This is a genomic window from Enterobacter sp., from assembly GCF_977039595.1.
This window is the reverse complement of the sequence record NZ_CDRQYH010000090.1, coordinates 1-13,515: the sequence shown is the minus strand read 5'-3', so window position 1 is coordinate 13,515 and position 13,515 is coordinate 1. Positions and strand designations below refer to the sequence as shown.

Below are 13,515 nucleotides of genomic sequence, written 5' to 3'. Positions count from 1 at the left end.
ATTGTAGGTGGGCCAGTTGGTGATTTTGAACTTTTGCTTTGCCACGGAACGGTCTGCGTTGTCGGGAAGATACGTGATCTGATCCTTCAACTCAGCAAAAGTTCGATTTATTCAACAAAGCCATAAATATTCTACTGTTGACGGAGTGGAGCAATTAAAAGAGGAATATACAGAATTATATGATCCAGCTCAGGAATGCTGGAAACAGTTAAAATCACGTATTTTCAGGGAAACATTTTGTCATCTTATTCAGGATCCTTTTTTAATTAATGATGTGTTTAAATCACATCTATTTTTTGCCTCAATGTCTTATCAATGGGGAAAGTCAGTTATGTCGGAGAATGAATGTGTTGCTATTAAAGCGTTCATTAAGTCAGCTGAATTATTTGACAGATGTATTGGTATGTCATGGTTTCATGTTTCTGTATGTACCCAAAAAAAATTATCACATGTTAGAGCTAAGGCCGGAAAAGAAGGTGGGAACAGTAAATCAGAAGTGTATCGAATAATTCAGGATAAGCTTGTTTATTTAATCAATAGCTCCGTACCTGAAGGTGGGTGGAAAAGTAAAGCAGCTGCGGTGAATGACCTCATTGACCCCTTATGGAAATTTGTCGAAGAGTCAAATTTTGAAATTAATAATCAAAGTAAAAAATACCGGATATCAACAATGAGCCCTGATGCGTTGGCAGATACCATTATAAAGAACTGGTCAAGAAATATTGAAAGTATCAAATTGGCTTTAGATAATACGGTTACTAGAAAAAAGAAAACCAAAGGGTAAAATTCCGTACTACCTATAGGCGAGTTATCAGCACCCATATGGGTGCTGATAAAGGATTCATCCTACAAGACGTATTCCCCTAACCCTACTATTCACAATGCTGCCGCTATCTGCTGCTTTAACAAAATCAGCCCACCACTGCATCATCGGTCGTCGTTGCTCAAGATAGTCACTTCGATTGTAAGCGCGACGAACCTCATTCTTATCCACATGAGCAAGTGCAGCCTCAATAACATCAGGCGGAAATCCTTCCTCATTGAGCGCCGTACTAGCGATAGAACGTAAACCATGTGATACGAGAACGCCTCCTAAGCCAGCACGCTTAAGGGCTGCATTAACTGTTTGGCTGTTCATTGGCTGGGTCGGCTTAATGCGACTGGGAAAAATAAATTCTCGGCCACCACTAAGTGACTTCATCATTTCCAGTACAGAGAGAGCCTCATCGGATAGTGGAACCGTATGGTCTCGGTTCATCTTCATTCGGGCTGCAGGAATTTTCCATTCGTTAGCATCAAAATCGATCTCATCCCATCGAGCCTCAGCAGCTTCGGCAGGACGGGTGATGGTGAGAAGTTGCCACATGAATAGACATCTTGTGGACAAGTTGATACTTGCCGTACGCATAGTCTGCATTAGCTGTGGAAGTTGATCCGGGCGTATGCTTGGCATGTTTTTCTTTTGCGGTTTCTCAAACGCTTTTCCGATATTTACACTGGGAACTGCATCAATCAAGCCTGTGTTCTGCGCATAAATCATGACCTCGTTAATACGCTGACAAAGGCGTCGGACTGTCTCTAATGCACCTCTGGCCTGAACCGGCTGCACTGCTTTAACCAGAGTATGAGCCTTAATCTCAGTGACACTGATATCACCGATTGCTGGGAAAACATCTCTCTCAAGCGAGCGCCAGATATCGTCGGCATAGTCCTCTGTTACGCTGGTTTTCTTCACATTCCACCAACGCTCGGCAACTAACAGGAAAGTGTTGGTTTTAGCCTCTTGAGAATTTCTTACCTGTTCTTTCTGATGATCCTGAGGATCAATGTCTTTCGCCAACAAAACTCGAGATTCAGCTCTGAGTTTACGCGCATCAGAAAGGGAGACTGCAGGGTAGGCACCGAAGCTCTGTTTGGTTCGCTGTTTTGTCAGCGGTCGATAGTAACGGAACTGCCAGAGCTTACTACCACTGGACTTGATTAATAGAGTAAGCCCGTCCCCATCATACAGCTGGTAATCGGCATCTTTAGGTTTGGCGGCTTTGATTTCCGTATCGGTTAACGGCTTGGTTTTTCTTGCCATGGGGAATCTCCATGCGTTTAGGCCCAACGAAAACAATAGAGCTTTTTGTTGGGCCTATCAATGGGCCTAAAAGGTTCGGATTTAATTAGTTCTCTTCGGACTTCGCGGGACAAATTGAGGGCACAAAAAAGCCCGCAGGGCTTGCGCCGTGCGGGCTCTTAGGACTTCATCGGATGACTCTGGTAATCACCGATGGAGAATTTTGGTGGAGCTGGCGGGAGTTGAACCCGCGTCCGAAATTTCTACATCCTCGGTACTACATGCTTAGTTTGTCTTTACATTCGCACGCCAGCTGCGGACAGACACGCCACTAACGAACTAGCCTGATTAGTTTTAACGCTTCAACCCCAGGCAGGGCTTCCACGCGATCTCTTTTGGGTTTGACCTCTCTTTGATCCCCGTCTTAAGAGCGGAAGCTAGGGAGAGAGGGCTCAGAGCAGGTTATTAAGCTGCTAAAGCGTAGTTTTCGTCGTTTGCGACTATTTTTTGCGGCTTTTAACGAGGCAAACCGCCCCTCGGCATGCACCTTGGGTTTCGCAAATCCCGTCGAATCCAGAATCAGCCCCAATAGTGTTGAACTGAGTATACCAGATTTCACTTCCTGGATACCAGCCCGGAACGCTAACTTATTGAATAGTACAATAAGTGTGCAGAATCAACGTCCTGCGTTTTTCATAATGCGCGCTTTGTCCAACTGCCATTCGCGCTCTTTCAGGTCAGTGCGTTTATCGTGCTGTTTTTTACCCTTCGCGACGCCAACTTTCACTTTGCACCAGGCGTTTTTCCAGTACAGAGACAGGGCGACCACGGTGAAACCTTCACGGTTGATGCGTCCGTAGAGGGATTCCAGTTCACGCTTGTTCAGCAGCAATTTACGCGTGCGCGTTGGGTCACACACGTAGTGTGAGGAGGCGACGGTCAGCGGCGTAAAGTTTGCGCCGAACAGGAAGGCTTCGCCATCTTTCAGGATCACGTAGCTATCGCCGATGTTGGCTTTCCCGGCGCGCAGCGATTTTACTTCCCAGCCCTGCAACGCAAGGCCAGCTTCGAATTCTTCTTCAATGAAATACTCGTGGCGAGCACGCTTGTTGAGCGCAATGGTCGCCGAGCCTGGTTTATGTGCTTTTTTCTTCGTCATAAGTGTCGTAAAGCCGTCGGTAATCTGATTTCAAAAAGTCACCTCATTGCGTCCTGTGAGGTCTAACGCGCTATCTTAGCACGAGATGAGGCTTAGCGTTTTTTTAACAGGTGATAAATGTTATTATTTGTCCGTTGTGTGACCATGGGAAATGCTATGCCTCAGATTAGCCGTACTGCGCTTGTGCCTTACAGCGCGGAACAAATGTATCAGTTAGTGAACGATGTTCAGTCTTATCCAGAATTTATTCCGGGATGCACCGGGAGCCGCGTTCTGGAGTCCGGGCCGACGCAGATGACCGCGGCGGTGGATGTCTCTAAAGCGGGGATCAGCAAGACGTTCACCACCCGCAATACGCTGACCAGCAATCAGAGTATTTTGATGCATCTGGTGGATGGTCCGTTTAAGACCCTGATGGGGGGCTGGAAGTTTACGCCGCTGAGCGCTGACGCCTGCCGCATTGAGTTCCATCTGGACTTCGAGTTCACCAATAAGCTGATTGAGCTGGCGTTTGGCCGCATCTTTAAAGAGCTGGCATCGAATATGGTTCAGGCGTTCACCACCCGCGCCAAAGAGGTTTACAGTGTCGCATAAGATTGCTGTAGAAGTGGTGTACGCGTTGCCGGAAAAGCAGTATCTGCAGCGAGTGACGCTGGAAGAGGGTGCAACCGTAGAAGAGGCGATCCGCGCTTCCGGCATACTTGAGCTTCGCAGCGATATCGACCTGGCGAAGAACAAGGTCGGGATTTATAGCCGTCCGGTGAAGCTGGGCGATGTGCTGAAAGAGGGCGACCGGGTGGAGATTTATCGTCCGCTGATTGCCGACCCGAAAGAGCTGCGTCGTCAGCGCGCGGAGAAGGCCAGTAAGTAGCGCTTTCTTCCCCTTACCCTCTCCCCAAAGCGGCGAGGGGATCAACACAAAACAAAAAAGGGGCTCAATGAGCACCTTTTTGCATTTCTGACACCGGATTATTTGGTCAGGGCAGGCTTGTTGTCGATGTTGGTCAACACACCGGCGCTGCTGAAGGTCAGCGTAAGGGTCTGCTGGGTTGCATCTTCATGGCCCGGCTTCTGACGGAATACATAGAACCAGGTGTTAGTGCCGAACGGATCGGACATCATCGGGGTTCCCAGTGCATAAGCGACCTGCTGTTGTGTCATCCCCACGCGGATTTTGGACACATCGTTAGGGGTAAGGTAGTTCCCCTGGTTGATGTCAGGACGGTAAACCACTTTCTCCAGAGTGGAACAGCCTGCGGTCAACATCAGAAGAACCGCTGCGGCAGCGGTCAGCATTTTACAACGCATAGTGATTTGATTCCTTTTCGGGCCCGAGCAGAACGCGGCTCATATGTAATATGCCGATGATAATAGACCTTGCCCAACTTTGAAACCGGTCTGGCGGCGTTTTTGTTGTTCTGTATGACCCTGAGATCCCGAAAAAGTTTATGCCGCCAGCAGTTCTTTCGCGTTCGCAAGCGTATTACGCGTGACTTCGCTGCCGCCGAGCAGGCGTGCCAGCTCCTGCAGACGCGCACGTTTATCCAGCGGCTTCATGTGCGTTTCGGTCATTTCACCGTCGGTTTCTTTGCTGACGATAAAGTGATGATGGCCACAGCCCGCGACCTGCGGCAGGTGGGTGACACACATCACCTGCGTGGATTCGCCGAGCTGGCGTAGCAGTTTACCCACCACCGCCGCCGTCGGGCCGCTGATGCCGACATCCACTTCATCGAAAATCAGCGCCGGGGTGTCCATTTTACGCGCGGTGATCACCTGAATCGCCAGCGCAATACGCGACAGTTCACCGCCGGAGGCCACTTTGGAGATGGCCTGTAAGGGCTGCCCCGGGTTGGTGGTGACGCGGAATTCGATGCGATCCGCACCTTCCGCCGTCAGGTGATTCTCTTCAAAGCGAACGTCAATGGTGAAGACGCCGTGCGGCATCGCCAGCGTGTGCATGCTATCGGTAATATGCTGGCTTAACTCCTGAGCATAGTGCTGACGGATTTCATGCAGCTTTTGCGCTGTGGCCAGCGCCTGTTCATGGTGCAGGCTCACCGCCAGGGAGAGGGTTTCCAGCGAGTCTGCCTGATCGTCAAGCTGCTGCTGTTCTTCCAGCAGAGACTGATAGTAACCCGGCAGTTCTTCCGGCGTAACGTGGTGCTTGCGCGCCAGCGAGATCTGACGGGAGATACGCTGTTCCAGCTCAAACAGACGGTTCGGGTCGAGATCCAGACGCTCACAGTAGTGACGCAGTTCGTCACCGGCTTCAGAGATCTGAATGGCCGCCTCTTCCAGCATGTCCAGGACGCCAGAAAGTTTGCTGTCCATGCCGACCAGTTCGGTAAGCAGCTGGCGGACGTTATACAGCTGGCTCTGCAGGTTCACGTCTTCGCCATCCGCCAGCAGGTTGAGCGCATTCTGACTGGTTGAGAGCAGATGCCCGCTGTTCGCCAGGCGCTTGTACTCTTCGTCGATTTGCTCAAACTCACCCGCCTGCGGGTTAAATTCATTCAGCTCTTTGAGCTGGTATTCCAGCAGCTCCGCGCGGGCGGCACGCTCCTGGCTTTGCTGCTGGTGCTGAGCGAGCTCGCGGCAGCTCTGATGCCACTGGCGATAGTGCTCGGCCATAAGCTGAGTAAGCGCGTACTCACCCGCATAGCCATCCAGCAGCGCTTTCTGCTGTTCGGGTTTGACGAGTTGCTGATGCGCGTGCTGACCGTGGATCTGAATAAGCAGCTGGCCGAGTTCACGAAGCTGGGAGAGCGGGACCGCCGTGCCGTTGATAAAGCCGCGGGAGCGACCGTCGCTGCTGATCACGCGGCGAAGTAAACACTCACGTCCATCTTCAAGCTGGTTCTGTTCCAGCCAGCGCTGGGCGGCAGGGGTGTCTTTCAGGGAGAAGCGGGCGCACAGGTCGGCACGGTTTGCGCCCATGCGCACCATGTCCCCCTCGGCGCGGCCGCCAAGGCACAAGCCGAGGGCATCAATGGCAATGGATTTACCTGCACCGGTTTCCCCGGTGATCGCCGTCATGCCGCTGTGGAAATCGATCTCAAGCTCACGAACAATGGCAAAGTTGCTGATGGTCAGTTGTGCCAGCATAATTGTTTTCCTGTATGAAAAACCATGACTGTGTTTTCATACAGTATAAACTGGTTTTATATACAGTAAAGTCCTGGATGCAAAATCAGAACAATTTTTTTGACCAGCCTAGCTTTGAGCTTAATGTGTTGAAATAGCTGTAATCTTTCGGATGAATTAAGTTCAGGTGGTAATCACACCTGCGAATAAGCACATCTTCACCTTCCTGAATTGGCAGCGCTATCTGGCTGTCGCAGCTGATCTCCAGGTCGTTACGGCGGTGCGAGAAGCGCAGACGGATCGTGCTGTCGCCGTTGATGACCAGCGGGCGGGCGGAGAGCGTGTGCGGGAACATTGGCACCAGGGTAATGGCGTCCAGAGAGGGGGTCAGGATCGGGCCGCCGGCAGACAGCGAGTAGGCGGTTGAGCCGGTCGGGGTGGAGATAATCAGCCCGTCAGAACGCTGGGAGAAGGCAAAGATCTCGTCGATATAGACTTCAAACTCGATCATGTGCGCCACTTTTCCGGGATGAAGCACGACCTCGTTAATCGCGGTGCTGATGCGCTTCTGACAGTCCTGCTGGCACACCTGTGCCTCCAGTAAAAAACGTTTTTCACTGATATAGTGGCCTTCCAGCACGTCGGCCAGCTGCTGCTGGGCATTGTCCGGGTCGAGATCGGTTAAAAAACCGAGATTGCCACGGTTGATGCCTATGACCTTGATGTCATAACGCGCCAGCGTGCGTGCCGCGCCTAGCATGTTGCCGTCGCCGCCCACCACCACGGCGAGATCGGCCTGTTGGCCAATTTCCGCCAGCGTGCCGGTTTTGACGCTCTTCAGCTGCAGCTCCTGAGCAATCTGCTGCTCGACCATCACTTCATAGCCTTTGCTACACAACCAGCGATACAACATTTCATGTGTCGTTAGTGCGGTAGGGTGACGCGGATGCCCGACGATCCCAATACACCTGAAATGATTATTCATTTTCTGGAGGTCCTTGTGCCTGATGAATGATGACAATCTGTCTTGTTCCCTTGAATCCCGGAAACTGATCCCCATAATAAGCGAAGTTAGCGAGATGAATGCAGAAAAACGCGGAGAAATTCATGAGTAGTAAAGAACAGAAAACGCCTGAGGGGCAAGCCCCTGAAGAAATTATCACGGAACAGCACGATGAAGTTGAGGCTGTAGAGCCAGACGCATCTGCTGAGCAGGTGGACCCGCGCGATGAAAAAATTGCGAATCTGGAAGCCCAACTGGTAGAAGCACAGAATCGCGAACGCGAGAGTGTTCTGCGCATCAAGGCGGAAATGGAAAACCTGCGTCGTCGTACCGAGCAGGACGTTGAGAAGGCGCACAAGTTCGCGCTGGAGAAATTCGTCAACGAACTGCTGCCGGTGATCGATAGCCTCGATCGCGCGCTGGAAGTGGCTGACAAAGCGAATCCGGACAACGCGGCGATGATCGAAGGCATCGAACTGACGCTGAAATCCATGCTCGACGTGGTGCGTAAGTTTGGCGTGGAAGTGATTGCCGATACCGACGTTCCGCTGGATCCAAACGTTCACCAGGCGATTGCGATGGTTGAATCTGAAGAGATTGAAGCCGGTAAAGTACTGGGCGTAATGCAGAAAGGTTACACCCTGAACGGCCGTACCATTCGCGCGGCGATGGTGACCGTGGCGAAAGCGAAAGCGTAATTCGCTATCCGTAGTGCCGGGTAACGGCGTTCGCCTTACCCGGCCTACAACCTTACTCCGCGATACTTTCGCGCAGGGGTTTTACGGGCAGGACTTTCACCTGCTTAATCATATTGTCCTGCACGTCCAGGATATCAATATCATACTGCTCAATGCGCACCCGCGTGCCCGCTGCCGGGATCTCTTCCAGCGCTTCCAGAATCATCCCGTTAATGGTGCGAGCCTCATCTTCCGGTAAATGCCAGTTAAAGGCTTTGTTGAGTTCACGAATGTTCGCGCTGCCGTCAATCAGCACCGAGCCATCGTTTTGCGGGGTGACCTCTTCTGCGAGGGAAGGCGACATTGAGGTAGTAAAGTCCCCGACAATCTCTTCCAGAATATCTTCGACCGTCACCAGCCCCTGGATATCGCCGTACTCGTTGACCACCAGACCGACCTTCTTCTTGTTTCGCTGGAATTTTACCAGCTGCGTGCTGAGCGGCGTTCCTTCCGGCACGTAGTAAATTTCGTCGGCGGCGCGCAGCATCACCTCTTTGGTGAACTCTTTTTTCTCGGTCATCAGACGGTAGGCTTCGCGCACGCGGAGCATGCTGATGGCGTCATCCAGTGAATCACGATAGAGCACAATGCGCCCGTGCGGGGAGTGCGTCAGCTGGCGAACGATGGCTTTCCAGTCGTCATTGATGTCGATACCGACGATTTCGTTACGCGGCACCATGATGTCGTTCACGCTCACCTTTTCCAGATCCAGCACCGACAGGAGCATGTCCTGATTGCGCCGGGAGATCTGCGAGCGGGATTCATTCACAATGGTGCGCAGCTCCTCTTTGCTGAGTGCGCTGCTGATGGTGACATCGGCTTTGATTCCCACCATCCGCATCAGTACGCGCGTCACCATGTTCAGCAGCCAGACCAGCGGCATCATCAGGATCAGCAGCGGTGCCAGCAGGAAGCTGCTCGGGTAGGCAACTTTCTCAGGATAAAGCGCGGCGATGGTTTTCGGCAGCACTTCGGCAAACACCAGCACCACGAACGTCAGCACGCCGGTGGCAATCGCCACCCCGGCATTGCCGTAGAGGCGCATCCCGACGATGGTGCCGAGGGCAGAGGCCAGAATGTTGACGAGGTTGTTGCCGATGAGCACCAGGCTTATCAGTCGATCCGGCTTGCGGAGCAGCTTTTCAACGCGACGTGCGGCGCGGTTACCCTGTTTAGCACGATGACGTAACCGGTAGCGGTTTAAGGTCATCATGCCGGTTTCCGAGCCCGAGAAATAGGCGGAGATGACCACCATGACGATCAGGATAACGATCAGCGTGGTGGTAGAGATGTGTTCCAGGGGGAACTCCTTTGTTTCTTAGCCAGCAAATTGCTGTATGAAGCGGCTGCCAAAATAGGCAAGGGTGAGAATGCCCGCACCCGCGACGTTGAACCAGACCACGCGACGACCGCGCCAGCCTTCATGATAATGGCCCCATAACAGGACAATATAGACAAACCACGCGATGATAGAGAGCACCGCTTTATCGATATTCTCCACGCTGAACAGGTTCTTCATGTAAAACAGCCCCGTGCAGAGCGTGAGCGTCAGCAGCACCACCCCCACCTGGGTGATGTGGAACATCTTACGCTCAATGACCATCAGCGGCGGCATTTCATGGTTAAAGGCCAGCTTTTTGTTTTTCAGCTGGTAGTCAATCCAGGCGAGCTGCATGGCGTAAAGCGCGGCGATGATCAGCGTCGCGTAGGCAAAGAGCGACAGGCCGATATGCACCAGCATCCCCGGCGTCGCCTCCAGATGCGTAATGAACTCATTAGGCATAAAGGTGGCGAGGGCCAGATTGATCAGCGCGAAGGTGTAGACAATTGGCAGCAGCAGCCAGCCGCGATTTTTAGACGCGACGATGGTCATTACCGTACAGATCATCAGGCTGACCAGCGAGCCGACGTTGAGGACGCTCAGGTTTTGCACGCTGCCGTCACCGGGGATGATGCGTGATTCCAGCGCAAAGGCGTGGCTAATCAGTGCGATCACCGCCGAAAGAATAGCCATGCGCCGCCAGCCGCTGTTTTTTTGCAGCAGTCCGGGAATAATCAGCGCGAGGCTGACAGAGTAGGCAACAAGGGCGATCAGTGCGAAAACAGGCATATAGGCATCGACAGTTGTCTTAATAAGAAAGAGAAGCAGTATAACGTTACGTGACGCCTGCTCCAACCGTTGCATAACAACAAAGGCGCCTTCATGTTATACTCCGGCAAAATTCTGTGTATGTGTCGCTCAATGCGGCCCAACGTTTCTACTCAGGCGAGAGACAATGTTTGATAATTTAACCGATCGTTTGTCGCGCACGCTGCGCAACATCAGCGGCCGCGGACGCCTTACTGAAGAGAACATCAAGGAAACGCTGCGCGAAGTGCGCATGGCGCTGCTGGAAGCAGACGTCGCGTTGCCGGTTGTTCGTGATTTTATCAACCGCGTAAAAGAGAAGGCGGTTGGTCATGAAGTTAACAAGAGCCTGACCCCGGGTCAGGAGTTCGTCAAAATCGTTCGTAATGAACTGGTTTCGGCGATGGGCGAAGAGAACCAGGTGCTTAACCTGGCCGCTCAGCCACCGGCCGTGGTGCTGATGGCGGGCCTGCAGGGTGCGGGTAAAACCACCAGCGTCGGTAAGCTGGGTAAATTCCTGCGCGAAAAGCACAAGAAGAAAGTGCTGGTGGTCTCTGCGGACGTCTATCGCCCGGCGGCGATCAAGCAGCTGGAAACTCTGGCTGAGCAGGTTGGCGTGGATTTCTTCCCGTCCGACGTGGCGCAGAAGCCTGTCGACATCGTTAACGCCGCGCTGAAAGAGGCGAAGCTGAAATTCTACGACGTGCTGCTGGTGGATACCGCCGGTCGTCTGCACGTTGACGAAGCGATGATGGACGAGATCAAGCAGGTGCACGCCTCTATCAACCCGGTAGAGACCCTGTTTGTTGTCGACGCCATGACCGGTCAGGATGCGGCGAATACCGCGAAAGCATTTAACGAAGCGCTGCCGTTAACCGGCGTCGTGCTGACCAAAGTGGACGGTGACGCCCGCGGCGGTGCGGCCCTCTCGATTCGCCACATCACCGGCAAGCCGATCAAATTCCTCGGCGTGGGCGAGAAAACCGAAGCGCTGGAGCCGTTCCACCCGGACCGTATTGCCTCCCGTATCCTCGGCATGGGCGACGTGCTGTCTCTGATCGAAGATATCGAGAGCAAGGTTGACCGCGCGCAGGCTGAGAAACTCGCCAGCAAGCTGAAAAAAGGAGACGGGTTCGATCTCACCGACTTCCTTGAGCAGCTGCGTCAGATGAAAAACATGGGCGGCATGGCCAGCCTGATGGGCAAACTGCCGGGCATGGGCCAGATCCCTGACAACGTGAAAGCGCAGATGGATGACAAGGTGCTGGTGCGTATGGAGGCGATCATCAATTCGATGACGCTGAAAGAGCGCGCTAACCCGGACATCATCAAAGGTTCCCGTAAACGCCGTATCGCAGCCGGTTGCGGCATGCAGGTGCAGGACGTTAACCGCCTTCTGAAACAGTTCGACGACATGCAGCGCATGATGAAGAAAATGAAGAAAGGCGGCATGGCGAAGATGATGCGTGGGATGAAAGGGATGATGCCTCCCGGTTTTCCAGGGCGTTAATCGCTTTTGAGATTGCTTTTTGCCCGAAAATGAGTAAAATTTTCGGGCTTTTAATATGACACCCGGGCTCCGTTCCTCGATGGGGCCCGGTTGTTTTATTCACACAAGAGGATGTTATGGTAACTATTCGTTTAGCACGTCACGGCGCTAAAAAGCGTCCGTTCTACCAGGTTGTTGTGACTGACAGCCGTAATGCACGCAACGGTCGCTTCATCGAGCGCGTTGGTTTCTTCAACCCACTGGCCGCTGGCGCAGAAGAAGAAACTCGTCTGGATCTGGATCGTATCGCTCACTGGGTTGGCCAGGGCGCTACTGTTTCCGATCGCGTTGCTACGCTGATCAAAGCAGCAAACAAAGCAGCTTAATCTGTCACGGTGGTCATGATGAGCAGTAAAGCACCTGTTGAACCGATCGTATTGGGAAAAATGGGTTCTTGCTACGGTATCCGTGGTTGGCTCAGAGTGTTTTCCTCCACTGAAGACGCTGATAGCATTTTTGATTACCAGCCCTGGTTCATCCAGAAAGGCGGTAAGTGGGAAGAGGTCGAGCTGGAAAGCTGGCGTCACCACAATCAGGACATCATCATCAAGCTGAAAGGCGTTGACGATCGTGATGCCGCGAATGCGCTGACTAATTGTGAAATTGTCGTGGATTCGTCGCAGTTGCCAAAGCTGGAAGAGGGCGACTACTACTGGAAAGACCTTATGGGTTGCCAGGTGGTCACTACCGAAGGCTACAGCCTGGGGAAAGTCATCGATATGATGGAAACCGGGTCAAATGACGTTCTCGTCATTAAGGCAAACCTGAAAGATGCATTTGGCATCAAGGAGCGGTTGGTCCCGTTCCTCGATGGACAGGTTATCAAGAAAGTCGATCTCACTACTCAAACCATTGAAGTAGATTGGGATCCTGGTTTTTAAATTCTCCGGATAAACGGTAAAAGACGGCGCTATGTGGATTGGCATAATTAGCCTGTTTCCTGAAATGTTCCGCGCGATTACCGATTACGGGGTAACTGGCCGGGCAGTAAAGAATGGCCTGCTGAGCATCCAGAGCTGGAGTCCTCGTGACTTTACTCATGACCGGCACCGTACCGTGGACGATCGTCCTTACGGCGGCGGACCGGGGATGCTAATGATGGTGCAACCCTTACGGGACGCCATTCACACAGCAAAAGCCGCGGCAGGTGAAGGCGCAAAGGTGATTTATCTGTCACCTCAGGGACGCAAGCTTGATCAAGCGGGCGTGAGCGAACTGGCGACGAATCAAAAGCTGATTCTGGTCTGTGGGCGCTACGAAGGGATAGATGAGCGCGTAATTCAAACCGAGATTGACGAAGAATGGTCTATCGGCGATTACGTTCTCAGCGGTGGTGAGTTACCGGCAATGACGCTGATTGACTCCGTCGCCCGGTTTATTCCGGGTGTTCTGGGCCATGAAGCTTCGGCAACGGAAGATTCCTTTGCCGACGGGTTGCTGGACTGTCCACACTATACTCGTCCTGAAGTGTTAGAAGGGATGGAAGTTCCGGCAGTGTTACTGTCTGGAAACCATGCCGAGATACGTCGCTGGCGTTTGAAACAGTCGCTGGGCCGAACCTGGCTTAGAAGACCTGAACTTCTGGAAAACCTGGCTCTGACTGAAGAGCAAGCAAAGTTGCTGGCCGAGTTCAAAAATGAACACGCGCACCAGCAGCATGAACATGATGGGAATGCGTAATACGCTCCCGAATATCAGTTTACCCAGGATAAGAGATTAAATTATGAGCAACATTATTAAGCAACTTGAACAAGAGCAGATGAAGCAGGACGTACCTTCCTTCCGTCCGG

Annotated in this window: 14 protein-coding genes, 1 other RNA gene and 2 pseudogenes; 9 read left to right on the top strand and 8 right to left on the bottom strand. The window is 52.5% G+C overall.

The features are described 5' to 3' along the window. Window positions 1-115 precede the first annotated feature (115 nt). Window positions 116-784, top strand: a pseudogene (locus ACWYRJ_RS18825) (hypothetical protein); the annotation flags it as partial. A gap of 57 nt (window positions 785-841) precedes the next feature. On the opposite strand, the gene ACWYRJ_RS18820 reads toward ACWYRJ_RS18825, so the two are convergent. From ACWYRJ_RS18820 to smpB, 3 genes are all read right to left on the bottom strand, one after another. Then, on the bottom strand, window positions 842-2,083 hold the full coding sequence (locus ACWYRJ_RS18820) for an integrase (protein ID WP_016243761.1): 1,242 nt from the start codon (window positions 2,081-2,083) through the stop codon (window positions 842-844). Window positions 2,084-2,286: 203 nt separating this feature from the next. Beyond that, window positions 2,287-2,649: a transfer-messenger RNA gene (ssrA, locus tag ACWYRJ_RS18815) on the bottom strand. An 89-nt stretch (window positions 2,650-2,738) separates the two neighbouring features. Next, complete coding sequence (smpB, locus tag ACWYRJ_RS18810; RefSeq protein ID WP_008502505.1) at window positions 2,739-3,221, bottom strand: SsrA-binding protein SmpB; 483 nt, start codon at window positions 3,219-3,221, stop codon at window positions 2,739-2,741. 156 nt (window positions 3,222-3,377) lie between these two features. Here smpB and ACWYRJ_RS18805 point away from each other — a divergent pair, with 156 nt between their 5' ends. After that, window positions 3,378-3,815, top strand: a complete 438-nt coding sequence (locus tag ACWYRJ_RS18805; RefSeq protein WP_014832955.1) for a type II toxin-antitoxin system RatA family toxin — start codon at window positions 3,378-3,380, stop codon at window positions 3,813-3,815. Further along, on the top strand, window positions 3,805-4,092 hold the full coding sequence (locus ACWYRJ_RS18800; RefSeq protein ID WP_023325903.1) for an RnfH family protein: 288 nt from the start codon (window positions 3,805-3,807) through the stop codon (window positions 4,090-4,092). Before ACWYRJ_RS18805 ends, ACWYRJ_RS18800 begins: the two co-directional genes overlap by 11 nt. A 98-nt stretch (window positions 4,093-4,190) precedes the next feature. Here the strand turns inward: ACWYRJ_RS18800 and bamE are convergent, their stop codons facing one another. The 3 genes from bamE to nadK form a co-directional block, all read right to left on the bottom strand. Continuing rightward, window positions 4,191-4,529, bottom strand: coding sequence for an outer membrane protein assembly factor BamE (gene bamE, locus ACWYRJ_RS18795; protein ID WP_008502502.1), 339 nt, complete (start codon window positions 4,527-4,529; stop codon window positions 4,191-4,193). A gap of 138 nt (window positions 4,530-4,667) precedes the next feature. After that, window positions 4,668-6,329, bottom strand: coding sequence for a DNA repair protein RecN (recN, locus tag ACWYRJ_RS18790; RefSeq protein WP_023616819.1), 1,662 nt, complete (start codon window positions 6,327-6,329; stop codon window positions 4,668-4,670). An 85-nt stretch (window positions 6,330-6,414) separates the two neighbouring features. Continuing rightward, a complete protein-coding gene (gene nadK / locus ACWYRJ_RS18785; RefSeq protein WP_008502500.1) occupies window positions 6,415-7,293 on the bottom strand; it encodes an NAD(+) kinase in 879 nt (292 codons plus the stop codon). Between the two features lie 122 nt (window positions 7,294-7,415). Here nadK and grpE point away from each other — a divergent pair, with 122 nt between their 5' ends. Beyond that, complete coding sequence (gene grpE, locus ACWYRJ_RS18780; protein ID WP_136195203.1) at window positions 7,416-8,009, top strand: nucleotide exchange factor GrpE; 594 nt, start codon at window positions 7,416-7,418, stop codon at window positions 8,007-8,009. A gap of 52 nt (window positions 8,010-8,061) precedes the next feature. Here the strand turns inward: grpE and ACWYRJ_RS18775 are convergent, their stop codons facing one another. After that, complete coding sequence (locus ACWYRJ_RS18775) at window positions 8,062-9,348, bottom strand: HlyC/CorC family transporter (protein ID WP_039263458.1); 1,287 nt, start codon at window positions 9,346-9,348, stop codon at window positions 8,062-8,064. An 18-nt stretch (window positions 9,349-9,366) separates the two neighbouring features. Then, on the bottom strand, window positions 9,367-10,158 hold the full coding sequence (locus ACWYRJ_RS18770; RefSeq protein ID WP_032623031.1) for a cytochrome C assembly family protein: 792 nt from the start codon (window positions 10,156-10,158) through the stop codon (window positions 9,367-9,369). 166 nt (window positions 10,159-10,324) lie between these two features. Between ACWYRJ_RS18770 and ffh the strand changes: the two genes are divergently transcribed. From ffh to ACWYRJ_RS18745, 5 genes and pseudogenes are all read left to right on the top strand, one after another. Continuing rightward, window positions 10,325-11,686, top strand: coding sequence for a signal recognition particle protein (ffh, locus tag ACWYRJ_RS18765; RefSeq protein ID WP_014884878.1), 1,362 nt, complete (start codon window positions 10,325-10,327; stop codon window positions 11,684-11,686). Window positions 11,687-11,802: 116 nt separating this feature from the next. Further along, window positions 11,803-12,051: a 30S ribosomal protein S16 gene (gene rpsP / locus ACWYRJ_RS18760; RefSeq protein ID WP_003863133.1), complete on the top strand. Its 249-nt coding sequence runs from the start codon at window positions 11,803-11,805 to the stop codon at window positions 12,049-12,051. 15 nt (window positions 12,052-12,066) lie between these two features. Next, the gene (gene rimM, locus ACWYRJ_RS18755; RefSeq protein WP_164850638.1) at window positions 12,067-12,606 is read left to right on the top strand and encodes a ribosome maturation factor RimM; all 540 of its coding nucleotides are present in this window, start codon (window positions 12,067-12,069) and stop codon (window positions 12,604-12,606) included. A gap of 31 nt (window positions 12,607-12,637) precedes the next feature. Then, on the top strand, window positions 12,638-13,405 hold the full coding sequence (gene trmD, locus ACWYRJ_RS18750) for a tRNA (guanosine(37)-N1)-methyltransferase TrmD (protein ID WP_249577047.1): 768 nt from the start codon (window positions 12,638-12,640) through the stop codon (window positions 13,403-13,405). A gap of 43 nt (window positions 13,406-13,448) precedes the next feature. Continuing rightward, window positions 13,449-13,515 (top strand): annotated as a pseudogene (locus ACWYRJ_RS18745) (50S ribosomal protein L19); the annotation flags it as partial.

Bases quoted from the DNA above. Each gene is read 5' to 3' on its own strand.
- recN (WP_023616819.1), bottom strand. From the start codon at position 6,329: ATGCTGGCACAACTGACCATCAGCAACTTTGCCATTGTTCGTGAGCTT.
- ACWYRJ_RS18820 (WP_016243761.1), bottom strand. From the start codon at position 2,083: ATGGCAAGAAAAACCAAGCCGTTAACCGATACGGAAATCAAAGCCGCC.
- trmD (WP_249577047.1), top strand. From the start codon at position 12,638: ATGTGGATTGGCATAATTAGCCTGTTTCCTGAAATGTTCCGCGCGATT.
- ffh (WP_014884878.1), top strand. From the start codon at position 10,325: ATGTTTGATAATTTAACCGATCGTTTGTCGCGCACGCTGCGCAACATC.
- ACWYRJ_RS18770 (WP_032623031.1), bottom strand. From the start codon at position 10,158: ATGCCTGTTTTCGCACTGATCGCCCTTGTTGCCTACTCTGTCAGCCTC.
- ACWYRJ_RS18805 (WP_014832955.1), top strand. From the start codon at position 3,378: ATGCCTCAGATTAGCCGTACTGCGCTTGTGCCTTACAGCGCGGAACAA.
- rpsP (WP_003863133.1), top strand. From the start codon at position 11,803: ATGGTAACTATTCGTTTAGCACGTCACGGCGCTAAAAAGCGTCCGTTC.
- bamE (WP_008502502.1), bottom strand. From the start codon at position 4,529: ATGCGTTGTAAAATGCTGACCGCTGCCGCAGCGGTTCTTCTGATGTTG.
- nadK (WP_008502500.1), bottom strand. From the start codon at position 7,293: ATGAATAATCATTTCAGGTGTATTGGGATCGTCGGGCATCCGCGTCAC.
- grpE (WP_136195203.1), top strand. From the start codon at position 7,416: ATGAGTAGTAAAGAACAGAAAACGCCTGAGGGGCAAGCCCCTGAAGAA.
- rimM (WP_164850638.1), top strand. From the start codon at position 12,067: ATGATGAGCAGTAAAGCACCTGTTGAACCGATCGTATTGGGAAAAATG.
- smpB (WP_008502505.1), bottom strand. From the start codon at position 3,221: ATGACGAAGAAAAAAGCACATAAACCAGGCTCGGCGACCATTGCGCTC.